Origin of the sequence: Pseudosulfitobacter sp. DSM 107133 (assembly GCF_022788695.1) — a bacterium.
Classification (GTDB): Bacteria; Pseudomonadota; Alphaproteobacteria; order Rhodobacterales; family Rhodobacteraceae; genus Pseudosulfitobacter.
This window is the reverse complement of the sequence record NZ_CP085154.1, coordinates 2045901-2067456: the sequence shown is the minus strand read 5'-3', so window position 1 is coordinate 2067456 and position 21556 is coordinate 2045901. Positions and strand designations below refer to the sequence as shown.

Annotated in this window: 20 protein-coding genes; 10 read left to right on the top strand and 10 right to left on the bottom strand. The window is 59.1% G+C overall.

Annotated features, from left to right (window positions below; translation table 11 throughout):
- Positions 1-5: 5 nt before the first annotated feature.
- The 4 genes from pstB to DSM107133_RS10170 all read left to right on the top strand — a co-directional run bounded on the left by pstB (position 6) and on the right by DSM107133_RS10170 (position 3414).
- Positions 6-800, top strand: a complete 795-nt coding sequence (gene pstB / locus DSM107133_RS10185) for a phosphate ABC transporter ATP-binding protein PstB (protein WP_028956570.1) — start codon at positions 6-8, stop codon at positions 798-800.
- 12 nt (positions 801-812) lie between these two features.
- On the top strand, positions 813-1520 hold the full coding sequence (gene phoU, locus DSM107133_RS10180) for a phosphate signaling complex protein PhoU (protein ID WP_114295366.1): 708 nt from the start codon (positions 813-815) through the stop codon (positions 1518-1520).
- A gap of 12 nt (positions 1521-1532) precedes the next feature.
- Positions 1533-2222 carry a phosphate regulon transcriptional regulator PhoB gene (gene phoB, locus DSM107133_RS10175; RefSeq protein WP_114295365.1) on the top strand — a complete coding sequence of 230 codons (690 nt, stop codon included), beginning with the start codon at positions 1533-1535 and terminating at the stop codon, positions 2220-2222.
- 181 nt (positions 2223-2403) lie between these two features.
- Positions 2404-3414 (top strand): IS30 family transposase, encoded by a 1011-nt coding sequence (locus DSM107133_RS10170; RefSeq protein ID WP_243253545.1) that lies wholly within the window; start codon positions 2404-2406, stop codon positions 3412-3414.
- 140 nt (positions 3415-3554) lie between these two features.
- Here DSM107133_RS10170 and DSM107133_RS10165 read toward each other — a convergent pair whose 3' ends face one another.
- On the bottom strand, positions 3555-5183 hold the full coding sequence (locus DSM107133_RS10165; RefSeq protein WP_114291995.1) for an alpha-D-glucose phosphate-specific phosphoglucomutase: 1629 nt from the start codon (positions 5181-5183) through the stop codon (positions 3555-3557).
- A 285-nt stretch (positions 5184-5468) separates the two neighbouring features.
- On the opposite strand from DSM107133_RS10165, the gene DSM107133_RS10160 reads away from it, so the two are divergent.
- The 6 genes from DSM107133_RS10160 to DSM107133_RS10135 all read left to right on the top strand — a co-directional run bounded on the left by DSM107133_RS10160 (position 5469) and on the right by DSM107133_RS10135 (position 11248).
- The gene (locus DSM107133_RS10160; RefSeq protein WP_114291996.1) at positions 5469-7169 is read left to right on the top strand and encodes a class I adenylate-forming enzyme family protein; all 1701 of its coding nucleotides are present in this window, start codon (positions 5469-5471) and stop codon (positions 7167-7169) included.
- Positions 7162-7935 carry an enoyl-CoA hydratase-related protein gene (locus DSM107133_RS10155; protein ID WP_114291997.1) on the top strand — a complete coding sequence of 258 codons (774 nt, stop codon included), beginning with the start codon at positions 7162-7164 and terminating at the stop codon, positions 7933-7935. Before DSM107133_RS10160 ends, DSM107133_RS10155 begins: the two co-directional genes overlap by 8 nt.
- A 43-nt stretch (positions 7936-7978) precedes the next feature.
- Positions 7979-9262 carry an acyl-CoA dehydrogenase family protein gene (locus tag DSM107133_RS10150; RefSeq protein WP_114292026.1) on the top strand — a complete coding sequence of 428 codons (1284 nt, stop codon included), beginning with the start codon at positions 7979-7981 and terminating at the stop codon, positions 9260-9262.
- Entirely contained in the window at positions 9259-10032 is a 774-nt protein-coding gene (locus tag DSM107133_RS10145) for an SDR family oxidoreductase (RefSeq protein ID WP_240310385.1), read from the top strand. The genes DSM107133_RS10150 and DSM107133_RS10145 overlap by 4 nt, the downstream gene beginning before the upstream one ends.
- A gap of 3 nt (positions 10033-10035) precedes the next feature.
- Positions 10036-10809 (top strand): SDR family oxidoreductase, encoded by a 774-nt coding sequence (locus tag DSM107133_RS10140; RefSeq protein WP_114291998.1) that lies wholly within the window; start codon positions 10036-10038, stop codon positions 10807-10809.
- Positions 10810-10876: 67 nt separating this feature from the next.
- A complete protein-coding gene (locus DSM107133_RS10135; RefSeq protein ID WP_114291999.1) occupies positions 10877-11248 on the top strand; it encodes a VOC family protein in 372 nt (123 codons plus the stop codon).
- A gap of 33 nt (positions 11249-11281) precedes the next feature.
- On the opposite strand, the gene DSM107133_RS10130 is transcribed toward DSM107133_RS10135, so the two are convergent.
- The 9 genes from DSM107133_RS10130 to DSM107133_RS10090 form a co-directional block, all read right to left on the bottom strand.
- On the bottom strand, positions 11282-12151 hold the full coding sequence (locus tag DSM107133_RS10130; RefSeq protein ID WP_114292000.1) for an acyl-CoA thioesterase II: 870 nt from the start codon (positions 12149-12151) through the stop codon (positions 11282-11284).
- Positions 12148-14103: an acetoacetate--CoA ligase gene (locus DSM107133_RS10125; protein WP_114292001.1), complete on the bottom strand. Its 1956-nt coding sequence runs from the start codon at positions 14101-14103 to the stop codon at positions 12148-12150. The genes DSM107133_RS10130 and DSM107133_RS10125 overlap by 4 nt, the downstream gene beginning before the upstream one ends.
- Positions 14100-15308 carry a serine hydrolase domain-containing protein gene (locus tag DSM107133_RS10120; protein WP_240310387.1) on the bottom strand — a complete coding sequence of 403 codons (1209 nt, stop codon included), beginning with the start codon at positions 15306-15308 and terminating at the stop codon, positions 14100-14102. Before DSM107133_RS10120 ends, DSM107133_RS10125 begins: the two co-directional genes overlap by 4 nt.
- A gap of 4 nt (positions 15309-15312) precedes the next feature.
- On the bottom strand, positions 15313-16068 hold the full coding sequence (locus DSM107133_RS10115) for an enoyl-CoA hydratase/isomerase family protein (protein WP_240310388.1): 756 nt from the start codon (positions 16066-16068) through the stop codon (positions 15313-15315).
- Positions 16069-16234: 166 nt separating this feature from the next.
- Positions 16235-16939 (bottom strand): ABC transporter ATP-binding protein, encoded by a 705-nt coding sequence (locus DSM107133_RS10110; RefSeq protein ID WP_114292002.1) that lies wholly within the window; start codon positions 16937-16939, stop codon positions 16235-16237.
- Entirely contained in the window at positions 16936-17697 is a 762-nt protein-coding gene (locus DSM107133_RS10105) for an ABC transporter ATP-binding protein (RefSeq protein WP_114292003.1), read from the bottom strand. Before DSM107133_RS10105 ends, DSM107133_RS10110 begins: the two co-directional genes overlap by 4 nt.
- Positions 17694-19019 (bottom strand): branched-chain amino acid ABC transporter permease, encoded by a 1326-nt coding sequence (locus DSM107133_RS10100; RefSeq protein ID WP_114292004.1) that lies wholly within the window; start codon positions 19017-19019, stop codon positions 17694-17696. Before DSM107133_RS10100 ends, DSM107133_RS10105 begins: the two co-directional genes overlap by 4 nt.
- Positions 19016-19972 carry a branched-chain amino acid ABC transporter permease gene (locus DSM107133_RS10095; RefSeq protein WP_114292005.1) on the bottom strand — a complete coding sequence of 319 codons (957 nt, stop codon included), beginning with the start codon at positions 19970-19972 and terminating at the stop codon, positions 19016-19018. Before DSM107133_RS10095 ends, DSM107133_RS10100 begins: the two co-directional genes overlap by 4 nt.
- Positions 19973-20057: 85 nt before the next feature.
- Complete coding sequence (locus DSM107133_RS10090) at positions 20058-21308, bottom strand: branched-chain amino acid ABC transporter substrate-binding protein (RefSeq protein ID WP_114292006.1); 1251 nt, start codon at positions 21306-21308, stop codon at positions 20058-20060.
- Positions 21309-21556: the final 248 nt, after the last annotated feature.

Below are 21556 nucleotides of genomic sequence, written 5' to 3'. Positions count from 1 at the left end.
GACCAATGAAAGATCTAATGGCGGAGAGAACCGTGGATACCCAGAAACTGAAAATCAGTGCGCGCAACGTGCAGGTCTATTATGGCGACACACATGCCATCAAGGACGTGAACGTCGACATTGAAGACAAAACCGTCACGGCATTCATCGGGCCTTCGGGTTGCGGCAAGTCGACTTTCCTGCGTTGTATCAACCGGATGAACGACACAATTGATGTGTGCCGCGTACAGGGCGACATCATGATCGACGGCGAAGACATCTATGACAAGCGCGTTGATCCGGTGCAGTTGCGGGCCAAGGTGGGCATGGTGTTCCAAAAGCCGAACCCGTTCCCCAAGTCGATCTATGACAACGTGGCTTACGGTCCGCGCATTCACGGTCTGGCCAAGAACAAGGCCGACCTGGATGACATCGTTGAACGTGCCCTGCGGCGCGGGGCCATCTGGAACGAGGTCAAGGATCGTCTGGATGCGCCCGGCACCGGTCTTTCGGGCGGCCAGCAACAACGTCTGTGCATCGCACGCGCCGTGGCGACCGAACCCGAAGTGCTGCTGATGGACGAGCCATGCTCGGCGCTGGACCCGATTGCCACCGCGCAAGTCGAGGAATTGATTGATGAATTGCGCCAGAACTATTCGGTGGTGATCGTCACCCACTCGATGCAGCAGGCCGCGCGCGTCAGCCAGAAAACCGCGTTCTTTCACCTTGGGAATCTTGTCGAATACGGCGAGACGGGCACGATCTTTACCAACCCGACCGACCCGCGCACCGAAAGCTATATCACTGGCCGTATCGGCTGAGGAGCAGTAATAATGTCGTCAGATCAACACATTGCATCCGTTTTTGACCGCGACCTGGAGACCATTCAGGCGCAGATCATGAAAATGGGCGGACTGGTAGAAGAAGCGATTTTGGAGGCTGCGATCAGCCTTGAAACCCGCGACGAAGAACGCGCCGAGGCGGTCCGCAAGGCCGACAAGAAGATCGACGCGCTGGAAGAAACCATCAACGAAGAGGCCGCCCGCGTCATCGCCTTGCGCGCGCCGATTGCGGTGGACCTGCGGCTGATCCTGAGCGTGATCAAGATCAGCGCCAACCTGGAACGCATTGGCGACTATGCAAAAAACATGGCCAAGCGCACCGGCGTTCTGGCGCAGTTGTCGCCGGTCAGCGACAGCGCAGGGGCGCTGCGCCGCATGGCGCGCGAGGTCGAGCGGATGCTCAAGGACGCGCTGGACGCCTATGTGAACCGCGACGCGGAACTGGCGCAGGACGTGATCGACCGCGATATGGAAGTCGACCAGATGTACAACGCTCTGTTCCGCGAATTCCTGACCTTCATGATGGAAGATCCGCGCAACATCACCGCCTGTATGCACCTGCATTTCATTGCAAAGAACGTCGAGCGCATGGGCGACCATGTGACCTCGATTGCCGAACAGACCGTGTATCTGGTCACCGGCGTGCATGCCGATGAAAACCGTTCCAAAGCCGACACCACGTCGGTTCAACCGCTGTAAAGGGGCCGGATCATGTCAGCCGATCAACCGCGTGTGCTTGTCGTCGAGGACGAACCGGCACAGCGTGAAGTTCTGGTCTATAACCTGTCTGCCGAAGGCTTTGATGTGGTCTCGGCAGGCAATGGCGAAGATGCGATGATGATGATCGACGAGGCGTCGCCGGACATCATCGTATTGGACTGGATGATGCCGCACCTGAGCGGGATCGAGGTGTGTCGCAGGTTGAAGATCAAGCCGGAAACCCGTGATATCCCAGTGATAATGCTGTCTGCGAGATCCGAAGAGGTCGACAAGGTGCGGGGCCTGGAAACGGGTGCCGACGATTATGTGGTCAAACCCTATTCGATGATCGAACTGATGGCCCGTGTGCGCAGCCAGCTGCGCCGTGTGCGACCCGCGACGGTGGGTGTGCAGTTGCATTATGAAGATATCATTCTGGACGCCGAACGCCATCGCGTCACGCGCGGTGAAACCGAAGTGAAGCTGGGGCCAACCGAATTCCGGTTGCTCAGCACGTTCATGGAAAAACCGGGACGTGTCTGGAGCCGCGAAAGTCTGCTGGACCGTGTCTGGGGGCGCGACATCTATGTCGATACACGCACCGTCGATGTACATATCGGGCGGCTGCGCAAAGCACTGACAGTGACAGGTGGAACCGATCCGGTGCGCACGGTGCGCGGTGCCGGCTACGCCTTGGGCTAAGCAGAAACGACAGAAGCCGTGCGGTAACACCCGCGGCTTCTGTATCCGGTTTGTCGACCGGGTAATGGTGTGAATAATATAACATAATATGGATTATACGTTTCAGGTGGTGCCGTAGGGTGGATTCACAAACGAAGTGCAAATTCCTTACTAAAACAGAGAGTTGCACGGAGGATGAAGAATGGGAACCCACTACTGTCACCTGAAGCTGGACGAACGTCGCAAGCTTGCAAAGTGGCTTGAAGCCAAAATGCCGATTTCAGAGATCGCGGATCGACTGGGTCGCGACCCGTCCACGATCTACCGAGACATTAAGCGTAATCGGTACACGGACGACGAACTTCCTGAGCTAAACGGGTATCACGCGCTCGTCGCTCAGGACAAATATGAGCAGCGCCGCGCGATCCATCGCAAGATGATCATTCACCCTGATTTGAAAGCCGCGATCGAAGACCGCCTGAAGGCTGGCTGGTCCCCCGAACAGATCGCCGGCCGGATGCGGCTCGAACGGCACCCGATCCGCGTGAGCCACGAGACGATCTATCGCTTTGCCTATTCCAAAGACGGTCGCGAGGAACAGTTCTACCGCCATCTCCCTGAGCATCGCCGTCGCCGCCGGCCGCGTGGTTACCGCAGGCACAACAGAACCCACATATTCGACGTTCAAAGCCTGTCACACAGGCCTGAGCGCGTCTCAGAACGCCTGGAATTCGGCCATTGGGAGTGCGACTTGATGATGTTCCGCAAGGAGCATGGGAAGGTAAACGTGACGTCACTGGTCGAGCGCGTCAGCCGCTATGCCGTCGTGATGCGTAATGAAGACCGCCAATCCAAACCGATCATGGAGTCCCTGATCAACGGGTTGGCTCCCCTGCCCGCCGACGCGCGCCAGTCGATCACCTTTGATCGCGGCACCGAGTTTTCGGCATGGAAGCATCTCAAGGCCGGGATCGGTGCGGATGCCTGGTTCTGTGACCCGCAAGCGCCCTATCAGAAAGGCACTGTTGAGAATACGAACAACAGGCTGCGCCGATACCTGCCAAGATCAACCGCACCGACGGCGCTGACAAATCGATATTTGAGGTCGATTTGCCACCGCCTCAACGCAACGCCGCGCAAGTGCCTTGGCTACCGGACGCCCGCTGAGGTCTTTGAAAGCAACCTGATGGAAATACAGAACCGGTTGGAGTAAAACGAGATATCAAGAACTGCACTTCACCGTGAGTTCACATAGGCGCGCGCGCTACCTTCAAGTAAGACTCTTGTTATAAAACAATGAGTTATCTAAAGGGAATGGTGCGCGCTACCCTCAAATGCGTCTCCTAAGTGCGCTCAGGTTTCCACATCCGGGCGCGACCGCCCCGTCAGGTTGGGCAAATCGCTGATTTCAAGGGCCGCCGCGCGCACCGCCTCAAGCACTTGTTCGACAGGAGCTGCATAATCGCTCTGCTTGACGAACTGTTCCAGATACAGGCGCACCGTGGCGCCCTCGGTGCCTGTGCCGGACAGGCGGAACACGGCGCGCGCGCCGCCTTCAAAAAACAGACGAATGCCCTGCGCCGCACTGGTCGCCCCGTCCACCGGATCGGTATAGGCAAAATCGTCGGCCCTGGTGACGTTCAAACCGGCAAAGCGCTGCCCTGGCAGACTGTCCAGTTGCGCACGCAGATGGGCCATCATGTTGTCGGCGCGTGCGCTTTCGACCGCCTCATAGTCGTGGCGCGCATAATAGTTGCGCCCGAAACGCTGCCAGTGGTCAGCCTGGATCTCGGCCACGCTTTTGCCGCGCGCCGCCAGAATGTTCAGCCACAGCAGTACCGCCCATAACCCGTCTTTTTCGCGTACATGATGTGATCCGGTGCCGGCACTTTCTTCGCCGCAGATGGTCACGCGGCCGGCATCCAGCAATGTGCCAAAAAACTTCCATCCGGTCGGCGTTTCAAAGCATGGAATGCCAAGCGCTTCGGCCACCCGGTCTGCTGCGGCGCTGGTGGGCATCGAGCGTGCAATGCCTGCGATGCCGTTCTTGTACGCCGGTACCAGATGCGCATTGGCCGCCAGCATGGCCAGACTGTCCGAAGGCGTGATGTATGTCCCCTTGCCCACAATCATATTGCGGTCGCCGTCGCCATCCGATGCGGCACCCATGTCCGGGGCAGCTTCCGACATCATCAGATCCATCAGTTCCTTGGCCCAGATCGGGTTTGGATCAGGGTGACCTTTGCCGAAATCCTCGGAAGGTACACCGTTCACAACCGTGCCTTTGGCGGCCCCCAGCGTATCCTCAAGGATCGCGTGCGCATAGGGCCCCGTAACCGCATGCATGGCGTCAAAGCGCATGGTAAAGCCGCCTGCGAACAGCGCGCGAATGGCATCGAAGTCAAACAGGCTGGCCATCAGGTCGCTGTAATCGGCCACGGGATCAACAACGTCGATCACCATGGTGCCGATCCGGGTCTGGCCGACGGTGTCCAGGTTGATGTCGTCAACTTCGGCAATGTCATAGCTTTTGATCGCCAGCGTCGCGTCGTGAATGCGCGCCGTCAGCGCTTCGGATGCGGGGCCGCCGTTGGCTGCGTTGAACTTCAACCCGAAATCCGCGTCAATGCCGCCGGGGTTGTGGCTGGCCGAGAGGATGAAGCCGCCATCGGCCCCGTTCAGCCGGATCAGATGCGAGGCGGCAGGCGTCGACAGCAAGCCGCCCTGCCCTACGATGATACGCGCAGCACCTTGGGCAGCAGCCATTTTCAGGATGGTCTGGATTGCCGGACGGTTGAAGAATCGCCCGTCGCCACCCAGCACAAAACACTTGCCCGCGCCGCCGCCGATGGCCGTAAACGTCGCTGAGACGTAATTTTCCAGATAATGCGGCCCCATAAAGGTGCGCGTCTTTTTGCGCAGGCCCGAGGTGCCGGGTTTTTGGTCATTGAAAATTGTAGTCGAAATCGTCTTGATTGTCATAACAGGCGGCCTTTTGCGGCGTCATTGAATGGGGCAACTTGTTTCGTGCAACTGCGCGGTTGTCAACGTGACGAAACAGCATTCTGTCAGCGGATTTTGACCTGTAATCGTTTTTTCTGACCTTACGTCGCAGTGAAACGCAATTCCGTTCTGCGGTATTGGCAGTGGGTTCTTTTGGGCCTAGGGTTGCCCTAGAGGAACCGGGAAGGAGGAAGTCCCGGCTCACCAAAATGGGAGGATTCACATGGCCAATTCCGTGTGCGCAGGTCATCGAGTGGACCTGAGATGACTGCTATGACCTATGAAGAAGCAGCGGCACACCTGACCGCCACGAACCCTGTATTTGAACTGACTACCGCCAGTATTCGTGGCGTTGACTATAAGGTTTACAAGAACATTCCGGGCGATGTCGCCGCGTTGATGCGCCACAGCCGCGCAGCGATGCAGGATGGCGCAGCCGAATATCTGGTGTTCGAGGACGAGCGCTGGACCTATGACCAGTTTATCGCGGATGTAGACCGTCTGGCTCATATACTGGCCAACAGGTTTGACGTGGCACGCGGCACACGCGTGGCACTGGCCATGCGCAATTGCCCGGAACTGTTGCTGGGCATCATGGCGATTGCGTCGCTGGGCGGCGTGGTGGTTTTCCTGAACGGCTGGTGGACCACACAAGAGCTGGACTATGCCCTGCAAGACAGCAACGCCAGGCTGGTTCTGGCCGACGGCGACCGCGCTGCGCGTCTTGCGCCGCTTGAGCCGTCACTGGGTCTGACCATCATCGGCACACGTGATGCAAAAACGCCAGTGCGCTATGCCGATCTTGTGCGCGACGTGGGCGATGTGGCGCCCGCCGATGTCGGCATCGACACCGATGACGACTTTGCGATCATGTATTCCTCGGGAACGACCGGCAAGCCCAAGGGCGTGGTGTTGACCCATCGTGGCGTGGTCAATGCAGTCTATTCCTGGTTGCTGACCTTTGTCATGGCCCCGCTGATCGACCCGCCCGAAGATCCCGATGCGCCGGTACAGCGCCCTGTTGCGCTGATCGTGACGCCCCTGTTTCATGTCACGGCGACACATCCGTGTTTCATGCTGTCGATGCCTGCGGGTGCCAAGATTGTGGTCATGTCCAAATGGGATGCGCGCCGTGCGGTCGAGTTGATCCGCGACGAAGAAGTGACCCGTTTTCTGGGTGTTCCGACACAATCCGCCGATCTGGTGGTGGCCGCGCGCGAGATGGGCGAAGAGTTGCCCTTGCTGACCTATATCGGCAGTGGTGGTGCCAAACGTCCCGCGCCTCAGGTGGCCGAGATTGCTGAAACGTTCAAGAATGCCGCCGTTGCGACCGGCTGGGGCATGACCGAGACCAACGCCATGGGCATCGGACTGGTTGGCGACGAATATCTGGAACGCCCCGGAGCCGTAGGCCGGTTGTATCCGGCGGTGCAGGAACTGCGGTTTCTGGACGATGTCGGTCAGCCTGTGGGTGTGGGCGAAGTGGGGGAAATCACGGTTAAAAGCCCCTGCAACATGCGTGAATACCTGAACAAGCCCGAGGCCACCGCCGAAGTGCTTCAAGACGGTTGGCTGCGCTCGGGGGATCTGGGGTTCATCGATGAAGACGGCATTGTCACCATCGTGGACCGAAAGAAAAACATCATCATTCGCGGCGGCGAGAACATCGCCTGTCTGGATGTCGAAGGCGCATTGCACCGTCATCCCGCCGTGGCCGAGGCCTGTGTGTTCAGCGTGCCGCACGACCGTCTGGGCGAAGTCGTGGGCGCGGGTGTGCAGGTGAAACAGGGCCATTCGATAGACGAAGAAGACCTGAAGGCGTTCCTGCGCGACCATATCGCCAAATTCAAAGTGCCCGAACATTTCTGGTTCCAACGCGACCCCCTGCCCCGTGGCACCACCGACAAAATTGACCGGCGCGCCCTGCAAGCTGCCTGTCTGGGAAAGGACAATGCACATGCCTGAATTCGTCACCACCGAGGTCCGTGGCCCGATCCTGATCGTGACCATGAACCGCCCCGAAGTGTACAACGCCGTGCACCCGCCAATGCACATGGAAATGGACGCAATCTGGAACGATTTCCGCGACAACAACGACCTGTGGGTGGCCGTGCTGACCGGCGCGGGCGACAAGGCATTCTCGGCCGGTAACGATCTGAAACACAGCGCATCCGGCAAGGGCGGCACGATCCCTGACAGTGGCTTTGCGGGGCTCAGCAAACGCTTTGATCTGGACAAGCCGGTGATCGCCGCCGTGAACGGTTTTGCCATGGGCGGCGGCTTTGAAACCGCGCTGGCCTGCGACATCATCATCGGGGCAGACAATTCCACCTATGCCCTGCCCGAGGTCAAGGTCGGCTTTTTCGCAGCCACAGGGGGTGTTCAGCGCCTGTCGCGGTTCATGTCGCGCACCAAGGCGAACGAACTTCTGTTCACCGGTCGCCACATGGACGCGACCGAGGCGCTTGGCCACGGCATCCTGAACGCTGTTGTCCCGCAAGCCGACCTGATGGATGCCGCCATGAAGATGGCCGAGGACATTGCATCACAATCACCTTCTTCCGTGCGCGCCACCAAACGGGTGCTGAACGAAATGGCCCGTGCCGAAGGTTTGGACGACAGTCTGGCCTACAGCTACGAGGTGCTGGGCGCGCTGATGAAAACCGAAGATCACCGCGAGGGCGTCACGGCCTTTGTCGAGAAACGCAAACCCAACTGGGTTAACCGATAGAAATCGAAAGAGAGGGCCGAACATGGCAAAATCAACGCCGGAAATGAACAACCTTGAGATGTCCGAGGGCAACAAGCCGTTGCTGAACGCGGTCATCCGTCACATCCGTGACAACGTCGATCCGATCACCGATGAATTCTTTCGTCTGGGCGAAGGCCGCGCCGATCGTTGGTCCTATGCGCCGGGTCAGCTGGAGCTGCTGGAGGGTGCCAAGCAAAAGGCCCGTGACGCGGGGCTGTGGAACTTCTTCCTGCCCAACGCCGAAACCGGTGAAGGCCTGTCGAACCTGGATTACGCCTATATCGCCGCCGAGCTGGGCAAAAGCCCGCTGGCACCCGAAACCCTGAACTGTTCGGCGCCCGACACCGGCAACATGGAAGTGCTGGAACGTGTCGGCACCCAGGCCCAGAAAGACAAATGGCTGAAGCCGCTTCTGGCCGGTGAAATTCGTTCGGCCTTTGCCATGACCGAACCCGATGTTGCCTCGTCGGACGCCAAGAACATCTCGACCTCCGCCGTGCTGGAAAACGGCGAATGGGTCATCAACGGCGAGAAATATTATATCTCGGGTGCGGGCGATCCGCGCTGCAAGATCATGATCGTGATGGTCAAAACCTCGCCCGACGCGGAAACCTTCCGCCAGCAGAGCCAGATCCTTGTGCCCATCGACACCCCCGGTGTTGAAATCCTCGGGCCGATGCATGTCTTTGGCCATGACGACGCGCCGCACGGTCACATGCACATCAAGTTCACCAACGTGCGCGTGCCCGAGGAAAACATCCTGTGGGGCGAAGGCCGTGGCTTTGAAATCAGCCAGGTCCGCCTTGGGCCGGGCCGTATCCACCACTGCATGCGCTCGATCGGTCAGGCGGAAAAAGCGCTGGACCTGCTGATGGACCGCGCGATCAACCGCAAGGCCTTTGGCAAGCGGATCGTCGACCTTGGCAAGAACATGGAAACCATCAGCCGCGCACGGATCGAGATCGAGGCGATGCGCCTGATGGTTCTGAAAGCGGCCAAGGCGATGGACGTTCTGGGCAACAAAGAGGCCCGCATCTGGGTCAGCATGATCAAGGCGATGGTGCCGGAAAAGGTCTGCCAGATCATCGACCAATCCATGCAGGTGCACGGTGCCACAGGTCTGTCGCAGTGGTCGCCTTTGGCAAATATGTACACCGGCCAGCGCACGCTGCGCTTTGCGGACGGTCCCGACGAGGTGCATCACCACGTCGTCGCCCGCGCCGAAGTGGCTGAGTTCCAGGAAAGCAACGAACGTCAGCTTGCCGCGCACGGCAAGACCCAGGGCAAGGTGTTTTCGGGACCATGAGCAAGATGTTCGATCTGACCGGAAAAGTGGCGCTTCTGACGGGCGCGTCCAAGGGCATGGGGCTGGCGATGGCCACCGCATTGGCCGAGCACGGCGCAACCGTTGTGATCTCTGCGCGCAAGCAGGATCAGCTGGACGAAGCCGCCGCTGACATCAACAAAACCGTGGGCGCAACGCGTGCCCACGGTGTCGCCTGCAACGTGGGCTACAAGGACCAGCTTCAGGCGCTGGTCGACCAGACCCGCAAGATCGCAGGGCCCATCGACATCGTTGTCGGCAATGCGGGTGTGAACCCCTATTACGGCAAGACCTCGCAAATCCCCGACGATGCCTATCACAAGACGATGAACGCCAACGTGTTGTCGAACCAGTGGCTGGCCACGATGGTCGCCCCCGACATGATTGAAAAAGGGTCCGGTTCGATGATGTTCACATCCTCCATCGGTGCGTTCAAACCGTCGGAAATGCTGGGCACCTACGGCATGTCGAAACTGGCGCTGATCGGACTGGTGCGCAATCTGGCACAGGAATTCGGGCCGCACGGCATCCGGTTCAACGCGATCTGCCCCGGATTGGTCAAAACCGACTTTGCCCGCGAACTGTGGGACAACCCCGAGGTCGAAAAGCGCATTCAGGGCGAGATTCCGTTGCGCCGTCTGGGCGAGCCTGACGATTTCGGTGGTCTGGCCGTCTATCTGGCGTCGGATGCCAGCAAATATATGACCGGACAGGCGCTGACCGTCTGTGGTGGGTCGAACATGTGGACATAAGCAATGGAATTAAAAGATAAAATTGTTGTCGTGACCGGCGCCGCCAGCGGCATCGGGCGCGCCATGTGTGTGGCTTATCGCGCCGCAGGTGCCACGGTTGTCTGTGTTGACCGTGATACCAGAGGGGCGGCTGAGACCGCCAACAGCATCGACGGTCTGGCCATCGAAGTCGACGTGTCCAGCGAGCAGCAGATCGTTGCGATGATCGACCGTGTCGAGGCCGAGGTTGGCCCGATTGATCTGTTCTGCTCGAACGCCGGTATCTCGATCGCCGGCGGTGTCGAAGTGGACAATGACGGCTGGCAGCGCATCTGGGAAATCAACGTGATGTCCCACGTCTGGGCCGCGCGCAAGCTGGTGCCGCTGATGACGGCACGCGGTGGCGGCTATCTGCTGAACACCTCGTCGGCGGCGGGTCTGCTGAACCAGGTGGGCAGCGCGCCATATGGTGTGACCAAACACGCGGCTGTGGGTCTGGCCGAATGGCTGGCGATGACCTATGGCGATCAGGGGATCAAGGTTTCGGTCCTGTGCCCCCAAGCCGTGCGCACCGAGATGACGCGCGGCCACGAAGAGCACGTTGCCGCCATCGACGGCATGATGGAACCCGACGTGGTTGCCCAGGCCTGTATCGAAACCATCCGCAATGAAACGTTTCTGGTTCTGCCCCACCCCGAAGTCATGGGGTATATGCGCAACAAAACCGACAATTATGACCGCTGGATTGGCGGTATGCGTAAACTGAACCGTAAATACGGACAGTTCGACGACGCCTAGTCAAAATAGGAGCAGGCAAGCGGGCAGCGCCGCTTGTCGGCAGTTTTCACCTTTGAAGGACAGAAATATGATCGGTTACACCACATTGGGCGTCTCTGACATGACCCAGGCAAAGCAGTTTTATACAGACCTCTTTGCATCGAAACAGGCCAAGATCGTGACAGACCTCGGCCGCATTGCCTTTATCAGCACGGGCCGCGGGCAACCGATGCTGGCGGTTTGCGAGCCCTATGACAAAGAGCCTGCGACATCTGGAAACGGCACGATGATCGCCTTCACGGCGGACAGCAAGGAAGACGTAGACACGCTTTATGCCCGTGCCATCGAACTGGGCGCCACGGATGAGGGCGCACCGGGCCAACGTATCGCCGACCGGTTCTATGGTGCCTATGTGCGCGACGTTGACCACAACAAGTTGTGCTTTTTCGTCTTTGGTTAACAGGCAGCGGCACGGTCTCGCGTGCCGCACCCACTAGTCGCGCGGTGTAATTTCTCGGATCAGCCCCTCTTGGGCGGTCGAGGCGACCAGCACGCCGTTCTGATCGTAAATACTGCCCCGGTTGAACCCGCGCGCGCCACCCGTCCAAGGGCTGTCCATCGTATAGAGATGCCAGTTTTCAAATTGCACCGGCGCGTGGAACCACATCGCGTGATCAAGACTTGCGGTCATCACATTGCCGCTCATCCATGTCAGCCCGTGCGGGCGCAGCGACGATCCCAACAGGTTCATGTCCGACGCATAGGCCAACATACAGTGCTGCATTTGCGGGCTGCTGCCTTTGGCGGCGGCCATGCGGAACCAGGTGTGGTTTTCATCCGACACGATTTCAGGCTCGAACAGGTCGCGCGGGTCTACGTCGTGCAGCTCGATAGGGCGCGGCCGCATGAAATCGGCGCGGCGGTGTTCGGGCACGCGGTCCAGTTCCTCGGCCCGCAGCACGTTGCGGTCGGGCCAGTTTTCGGGGCCGGACACCTGTGGCATCGGATGCTGGTGATGGCGGCCCGGTTCCTCGACGTGAAAGCTGGCCGACATGTTCAGGATCTGCTTGCCGTGCTGGATCGCCACCACGCGCCGCGTGGTAAAGCTGCCGCCGTCGCGGGCGCGGTCCACCTGGTAGATCACCGGAATTTCGGGATCACCGGGACGGATGAAATAGGCATGCAACGAGTGACACAGCCGGTCGGGCACGGTGCCATAGGCGGCCGCCAGCGCCTGTGCCACCACCTGACCGCCAAAAATCCGCGTCGAGGTTTCGCCACCCTGCCCGGTCCCGCGGAACAAATCGACCTCTAGCCGTTCGATTTCAAGCAGGTTCAGCAGGGTTTCCTGGGCATCTGTCATGTGGCGCGGGCCTTTGCGTAATCAATGAAAAAGTCGAAGCTGGCAGGGTTGGCCATCGAGTCGCGGTTCACGACGCGGGCCGGATCACCGCCCAAAAGCAGCTTTTTCACCGGAACTTCAAGCTTTTTACCCGATAGTGTGCGCGGGATGTCAGTGACTTCGATGATTTCATTGGGCACGAAACGGGCCGAAACGCTGGTGCGGATGGCCGCGTTGATGCGCTCTTTCAGGGCATCGTCCAGCGTCTGACCTTTTGTGGGCACCACGAACAACGGCATAAAGCTTTCGCGGCCCAGAAACTCAAGATCGACCACCAGACTGTCCATCACTTCGGGCAGCCCTTCGATCGCCTGATAGATCTCGGCCGAGCCCATGCGCAGCCCCTTGCGGTTGATCGTGGCATCGGATCGCCCGAAAATCACAGATCCGCCGCGCGCGTTGATCTCGATCCAGTCACCGTGCCGCCAGATACCGGGATAGGTATCGAAATAGGCATCATGCAAACGGCTGCCATCGTCGTCTCCCCAGAAATACAAGGGCATCGAGGGCACTGGCTGGGTGCACACCAGTTCGCCCACGGCGTCGATCAATTCCTTGCCCTCTTCGTCGTAAGAACGCACCGCATTGCCGAGTGCCCGACACTGCATTTCGCCTGCGCGCACCGGCAATCCGGGATGGCCCAGTACAAAGGCCCCTGCCAGATCGGTGCCGCCCGAAATGGGGGCCAGCCAGACGTCTTCTTTCACCTCTGAGTAAATCCAGTTGTATGCATCTTCGGACAGCGGCGATCCGGTCGAACCAAGCGCGCGCAATGCGGAAAGATCAACCTGCGTGCGCGGTGAAATACCGGCCTTGAGGCAGCCTGCAAAAAATGCAGCACCCGCACCGAAATAGGTCAGCCCCTCGTCCGCAACCACGCGCCAGACCACGCCCATGTCGGGGAAATGCGGTGCGCCGTCATACATCACCAGCCGTGCGCCCTGCCCCAAGGCCGAGAATTGCGAGTTCCACATGATCCAGCCCGAAGACGTCAGCCAGGCATAGCGGTCTGTCGGGCCCAGATCCTGATGCAGCGATTGCTTGGCCGATTCCAGAACGATGCCGCCGTGTCCGTGCACGATAGGTTTGGGATTGCCCGTGGTGCCCGACGAATAGACGATCCACAACGGATGCTCGAAAGGCACCTGACAGCTTTCCAGCTTGGCCGCGCGGTCCGTCAGCGTTTCCCAGTCGGTCCAGCCCACGGGCAATGCCTGGGCCACCGGTACCATGATGCGCCCTGTCACGCTGGGCAGCCCCTCGCTGATCTGCCGGATCACCGCGCTGCGGTCTATCGGCTTGCCCGCGTGGGTATAGCCGTCTTGGGCAATCAGTACCTTGGGCTCGATCTGTTTGAACCGGTCCAGAATGGCCACATGCCCCATATCAGGCGCGCACAATGACCACACAGCCCCCAGCGATGCGGTGGCCAGAAAGGCAACAACCGAAACCTGCGTGTTTGGCAGGATCGCCACCACGCGGTCGCCCTGCCCCACACCCATATCCGCCAGATGCGCGGCAACCGACGCCACCTGATTGCGTAGCTCGGCCCATGTCAGGCTGACGCGATCAAAGGTTTCCGATTGCACGACCACGGCCACCTCGTCGGGCCGTGTATCGGCATGACGCAGCAGATGGTCGACATAGTTCAGTTTGGCCCCCGGCCCCCATTCCGCGCCCGGCATCTGGTTCTTGGCCAGAAAGGTGGTGGGCGGCACGGACGCGGGCAGATCGAAAAACTGCCAGATGGCAGACCAGAACCCTTCCAGGTCAGCCACCGACCAGTCCCACATCGCCGGATAGTCGGCAAAGCGCAGCCCGCGTTCGCGTTCAAGCCAGCGTTCGAACCGTGCAATCGACGTGTTGGCGGCGCGCTCTGGGCTTGGGGTCCACAGTATGCGTCGTTCGCTCATGTCAGGGCTCCGTGTATCAATGCTTTTAGCTCGGGACGTGCGGGATAGCTGCTTGACGGGCTGAGTTGCGTGAAAAAGACCACGGACAGATCATGCACAGGATCAATCCAGAAGAACGTGGATGCCATGCCGCCCCAGCTGAAATCGCCCACCGATGACGGCGTGCGGGTGCGTGCGGGGTTCAGCACGGTTGACCCGCCAATGCCAAAGCCGGTGCCTGTCATCGGCTGTTCGGCAAAGCTGGAAGGACCCATGCTGGCGATTTCTCCGGGCAGGTGGTTGGACATCATGAACCGCAGCGTCGCGGGCGACACCAGACCCTGTCCGCCGGTGCGCAGCGCCTCGCAAAAGCGCATGTAATCGTCAATGGTTCCCACCAGCCCGCCGCCGCCCGACAGGGTGCTGGGCGCGCGAAACGGGGATTTTCCGGCCACATCCACACAGCGCAAGGTCTCGGCGCTTTTGCTTTCGGCGTTGTTCAGCGCCATCGCACCACTGGCCAGCGGCGTATACAGCGACGCGAAACGATCCAATGCGCCCTCGGGCACGGCAAAGCGGGTTTCGCGCATGCCCAGCGGGTCAAAAATACGGCTTTGGAAAAACGCATCCAGCGTCTGCCCTGACAAAACCTCGACCACACGGCCGATCACGTCGATGCCGACGGAATATTCCCAGCGCGTACCCGGCTGAAAGGCCAGCGGCATCTGTGCCAGCCGTTGCGTGACCTCTGCAAGCGGCCCCTCCGAGGCACCGAACAACAGCTTGGCCTCTTCCATCGCCTTTGGCAGCACACCGGGGTTGAACGGATAGCTGAAACCGCCCGTATGGGTCACGGTCTGGTGCAGGGTCGGCACCGGGCAGCGTTCGACCTGATCAATCGCTGTGGCACCGTCAACCAATGCATACATCTCTGAAAACTCGGGCAGCACAGCCGACAGCGGCGCATCCAGATGAATGCGCCCTTCCTCGGCCAGCATCATCAGCGCCAGCGAAGTCACGGGTTTGGTCATCGAATAAATCCGCGCCACCGTATCGCGGGTGAAGGGCGCGGCACTGGCCACGTCCCGCAAGCCGGTCTGATGATAGAAAACCTCGGCACCGCTTTGGTTGACCAAAACGCTGCTGCCTGCAAATTTTCTTTCATCTACATAGCGTTGCATCCATGGTTTGATGCGATCAAGACGGGTTTTATCAAGTGTGGGCATGGTGTTATCCTATCATCCGCGCCATCGCGGTGGCTGTTTCATCTGTGAACCATGGCAGGTTCGCCGCGCTTTCGGTCTCAACAGCTTGTTCGATCTGGGCAATTGTATCGCCACGCAGTTGCGCCTTGACCGACGCATAGGCAGTTGGCGGAATCTGCGCAAACTCCCGCGCCGCATTCAAGGCGGCCTGTCCCAACCCGTCAGATTCGACAATTTCATCCACCAGTCCGGCGGCTAAAGCGGATTTTGAATCAATGGGTTGCCCGCGCATCATCATGCGACGCGTCATATTCGAATCCAGCATGGCCCGCGCGATCCCCAGCGGACCCGCAGGAAAGCCGACGCCCACCCGCACCTCCGCCAGACCGAACTGGGCGCGTGGCACGGCAATGCGGTGGTCTGACGCCAGCACAAAGAACAAACCGCCCGCAATTGCAGGCCCGTTGATGGCACAGATTACCGGTTTGGGGCAGGCAAACAGCGCCATGAAGCCTTGATTCAGCCCGTCCACGATGGCGCGTTGATCGTCGCGGATAAAGTGTTGCGCCTGTTTCAGGTTCAACCCTGCGGAAAACACCTTGCACCCAGACGACAGCACTATCGCGCGTACATCATTATCGCCAGACAACGCATTCATAACATTGCGAAACCCCATCAGGGTTTCAGGTTCCAGTGCATTGACCGGTGCGCGGTTCAAGACCAGCTCGACAATACCGTCGCCATGGTCGATTTGCGTGATCCACGTTTGATCTGCCATCATGTCCCCCTGTTTTGGTGTCAATGTGACGGCTATTCCAGCACTGTCAAAGGCCAAAAACAGGGTGTGACGCTGCGTTGAGCGACAGGGTGACCTTCATCTTGCCGGATAAACTCCGGGGGGTGGCGCGTCAGCGCCGGGGGGCTGGCCCCCCGACACCGCCAAAGGGTCAGACCTCCAGCCATTCCTTGCGCACGTCTTCCCGCGCTTTCAGCTCTTGGGGCGTGCCCTCGAATACCACTTGGCCGTGACCCATCACATAGACGCGGTGGGCGATGTCCAAAGCGATCGACAGCTTCTGTTCAACCAACAGCGTCGACACCCCCCGCTTTGCGATTTCCTGCAAGACTGAGGCGACCTTTTGCACCATTTGCGGGCTCAGGCCCTCGGTCGGTTCGTCAATCATCACCAGATCGGGGTCACCCATCAGCGTGCGGCACATGGTCAGCATCTGCTGCTCGCCGCCCGACATCACCGATGCCTCGACGTCCGCGCGCTCGTTCAGGTTCGAGAACATGTCGAACATGTCCTGCATGGCCCAACGGCCCGCCCCGTCTTTTTGGCCCGGTTTCAGGCCCAGGATCAGGTTTTGCCGTGTGGTCAGACCCGGAAAGATATCACGGTTTTCCGGCACATAGCCGATGCCAAGGTTGGCAACCTCGAATGCCTTTTTACCCGCGATTTCCTGACCACGGAACTTGACCGATCCATGCGGGACAACCTCGCCCATGATCGCCTTGCAGGTGGTCGAACGCCCCACCCCGTTGCGCCCCAACAGGGCGACGATCTCGCCCTCCTGGATGTTCAGGTTCACCCCTTGCAGGATGTGTGATTTGCCATAGTAGGCGTGCAGATCGGTGACTTCGAGCATCAGTGTTCTGCCTCCAGTGCAGCGCCAAGATAGGCTTCTTGAACCTTGGGATCGCCGCGCACGTCCTCGGGGCGGCCGGTGGCGATCAGCTCGCCATAGACCAGCACCGAAATCCGGTCGGCCAGACCAAAGACCACGCCCATGTCATGTTCGACCATGATCAGGGTTTTGCCCTCGGTCACGGTGCGGATCAACTCGACGATATAATCGGTTTCCGAATGGCTCATGCCGGCGGTGGGTTCGTCCAGCATGATGACGTCGGCGCCGCCGGCGATGGTAATGCCGATTTCCAGCGCGCGCTGTTCCGCATAGGACAGCGTGCCCGCAGGCAGGTCGCGCCGGTTGGTCAGGTTGATCTGTTCCAGAATCTGTTCCGCCCCTTCGGTCAGCGCACGGCTGCGCCCGACCATGGCCCAGAAGTTGTATTTGTAGCCCATCGACCACAGCAACGAACACCGGACGTTTTCAAAGACGGTCATCTTGGGAAAGATGTTGGTGATCTGGAATGACCGGCTCAGCCCCATGCGGTTGATCTCGAACGGGGCCTTGCCCGCCAGATCATTGCCATGCAATCGCACCGAGCCAGAGGTTTGCGGAAACCGTCCGGTGATCAGGTTGAACAGGGTAGACTTGCCCGCCCCGTTCGGCCCGATGATGGCGTGGCGTTCGCTTTGCCCGACAGCCAGATTGACGCCGCGAATGATCTCGGTCTTGCCGAAACTCTTGCGCAGGTCTTTCAGTTCAAGTGCAGCGGTGGTCATGCGGCACCTCCTTGGGATGTACTGGATGCAGTGTTGGCCTCGGCCCATGCCGTGCGCAGCGTTGGAAGCATCATGCGCATGATGGCAAAGGCAACAACGGTGACCGCGATGGCAACGGCCCAAGGCAGCACCGTGTGGCTGTCAAAGGTTGTCCAGAACACGGTCATTTCCTCGTCGCCAACCGACGCGTGGCGGAAATGAAAGGTCATTTCGACCAGGGCAGACAGGCCCAATATGCCGATCAATGCAGGTATCAGCGTTTTCAGATAGGGCACGATCAGCCCCGACGCCTTGCCCAGTCGGATCGCAGGCACATGCATCATCAGCAGACCCGCCAGCCCTCCGGGAAAGAACATCACGGTCGCAAGGAACAGCACGCCTGCATAAAAGGCCCAAAGTTCGGTTTGCAGCGACAGAACGGTTTGCAGCAGGGTAAAGGCGATGGCCCCGATGATCGGCCCGAAGAAAAACCCGACACCGCCCAGGAATGTCACCAGCAGGATGACACCGGACGAGGCAGTGTTCAGGTTCTCTTCGGTGACGATTTCATAGTTGATGGCAAACAGCCCGCCCGCGATACCGGCGAAAAAGCCCGAGAAGATAAAGCTGTAAAAGCGCACCCAGCGGGACGAATAGCCCAGAAACTCGGCCCGTTCGGGGTTGTCGCGCACCGCGTTCGCCATGCGCCCGATAGGGGTGCGCGAAAACAAATACATCAACAGCGCCGACAGCATCAGCCAGAAGGCGATCAAGTAGTAAACCTCGATCTGGTGCAGGAACTCGACACCAAAGAAGGGATTGGCATAGGTCCGGTCGCCCGATACGCCTTCTTCTCCGCCAAAGAAGGCGACGATGATAACCGAACAGGCGGCAATCAGTTCACCCACACCCAGCGAGATCATGGCAAAGACCGTGCCCGCGCTGCGGGTCGAGAAACTGCCGATGATCATCGCCAGCCCCATGCCGAACAGCCCGCCGAAAAGCGGCAGAACCGGCAGCGGCAAAAGGGCGAAGAAATCGGTCATCGACATCACATGCATACAGGCAAAACCGCCGACGCCCGCATAGACCGCATGGCCAAAGCTCAGCATCCCGCCCTGCCCCAGCAGCATGTTATAGGCCAGCGCAAAGATGATCGTGATGGCCATCTGGTTCATGATGGTAATCGCCGAGTTGTCGGTAAAGATGAAGGGCATGACCAACAGGAACAGTCCGGCAATGACCCAGGGCATGGCCGCGATCCGAAGGCCACCTGCCCGCATCCGCTGGGCGGGTTTGGTCGGATCGGTGGTGATCTGGTTTTCTTTCATAGGATTGCTCATGCGTCACGGTTCCCAAACAGGCCGTAGGGGCGGAAAATAAGGATCAGCACCATCAGGATATACGGAAGGATGTCAGCGATTTGCGGACTTGTGACGGTCCAGATGTCCCGGAACATACTGTCGCCCAGGTTTTCCGGTGTGGAAATGCCGATGCCGTTCAGGATGTCTTCCATCCGGATGTTATAGGATTTGGCGAAGGTGGTGATCCAGCCGATCAGCAATGATGCCACCAATGCGCCCCACAATGATCCAAGCCCGCCGATGACGATCGTTACAAAGACGATCGACCCAAGCACAAAGGCCATGCCGGGGAACGTGCCCAGAACCGGGCCCGCAATCACACCGGCCACGCCGGCCAGCGCGGTGCCAACACCAAAGACACCCATAAAGATCAGCGGTACATTGTGGCCCAATGCCTCGACCGTGCGCGGATAGCTGAGGGCCGCCTGAATGATCATGCCAACGCGCGTCTTGGTCAGCACATACAGCAGACCGATAAAGATCGCGATCGAGATGAAGATCATGAACACCTTGTAAGCCGGGATGGAATTGCCCGAGATGGCAAAGGCGGTAAAGTTCAGGACTTCGGGGATCTGATAAGGCAACTGGTTCTTGCCCCAGATGAATTGCACCAGCTCTTCGATCAGCAGCGCAAGGCCAAAGGTAAAGATCAGTTCCGGCACATGGCCGTATTGGTGGACGCGGCGCAGGCCATAGCGTTCCACTCCGGCGCCAATGACCCCGACGATCAGGGGTGCCACCAACAGACCCATCCAGAACCCCAGCGCGATGCTGATCTGGTAGGCGAAATAGGCACCCAACATGTAAAAGCTGGCATGGGCGAAGTTCAGAACGCCCATCATTGAGAAAATCAGTGTCAGACCGGCAGACAGCATAAACAACAGCAGTCCGGTCACCAGCCCGTCGATAAGATTGACGAGTACGAGGTCCATGCGGGGTCCCTCCGAGGTAGGATGTGGCGATTTTGTTATGAAACGGCCCGCCCCGGTTCAGGGGGCGGGCCAGACAGACAGACCCTTACGGGCGTTTCATGTCACAGGTTGTTGCGATGTCAGCCGAGGCGTCCTTGACCGTATACTGGACTTTCAGGCCATAGCCCGAGTTGTCCATGTCATAGGGTGCTGCGACTGGCTGGTGACCAAAGATGTGGATGTCCTGAATGACCTGGTGATCCTGCGGACGCATGTACATGTCTTCGGTGCTCCACAGGCTGTCTGTGAAGTGCATGCCTTCCAGCGCGGTGGCCACTTTGACAACGTCTGTCGCAGTGCCCGCCGCGTCGATGGCTTGTGCCAGCATCTGCATCACGTTGGTGATGCGGGTCTGGGACATGTTGCCATCAGGATACTTGGCCTTGAACGCTTTCACATATTCCTGCGTTTCGGGCTTGGGCGGCGGGTTGTCGTCGCCTTCTGCCACCAGATACAGGGAATCCACGCCGCTTTCGCCAAAGGCAGCGGTGATGCCATCAGCGGCAGCATAGTAGGTAAAGATCGGACCTTCGAACCCGTTTTCAAGGATCGACTTGCCCAGGCCCAGCATGTCCGCGCCCCAGTTACCAGTGATGACCGCATCGGCACCCGAAGACACGATTTTACGGCTGTAAGGGGTGAAATCCTTCACCTTGCCGATAGGATGCAGTTCGTTGCCGACGATTTCGATGTCGGGGCGTTTTTCAGCCAGCATCGACACGGCAGCATCTGCCACGGCCTTGCCGAACGAATAGTCCTGACCGATCACATAGACTTTTTTGATGTCCTGATTTTCAGCAATCATATCCGTCAGCGCGGCCATTTTCATGTCGACATGCGGATCAAAGCGGAAGTGCCAGAAGTTACATTTTTCGTTGGTCAGCGCAGGGTCGACCGCAGAATAGTTCAGGAACAGGACCTGGCTGTCGGGGTTGCGACGGTTGTGCTTGTCAATCGCCTCGGTCAGTGCGTTCGCAACGCCCGAGCTGTTGCCCTGAACGATGTAGCGCGCGCCCTGGTCAATCGCGACCTGCAACTGGATCAGCGATTCCTTGGGGCTGATCTTGTTGTCGAAGGCCAGGATTTCGAACATGTCGCCGCCCAGAACGCCACCCTTGGCGTTGACCAGTGTTTCAGCTGCGAATTCAAACTGGTGCAGCCCGTTTGTGCCGGTGCTGGCAAAGGGTCCGCTGAGCGGATCAATAAAAGCAATTTTGACATTGTCGGCAAATACTGCGGCGGTGCTGACAGATAGCGCCAGCGCGGCACCGAGGCCGAGCTTGATAGATTTACGCATTAAGGTTCCTCCCTAGAACATACCCCGACTTACACTTGCGTGCATTAGCTATGCGTCGGTGTGCAAAAAGAGTTGCATACTGGTGGGATAAGTCAAGCTTTCGCCAAGCCGAGGGTGCCGGTTTCGCGCCTCATTATGTGTCGCTTGCAGAGGTCAAATTTTGGGCACTGACCGGTCGCGGGCACTCTGGTAGGTCCTGCCTGAGGGCAGAGGATCAAGTGGGACACTTAAGTATTTGAAATTAAATA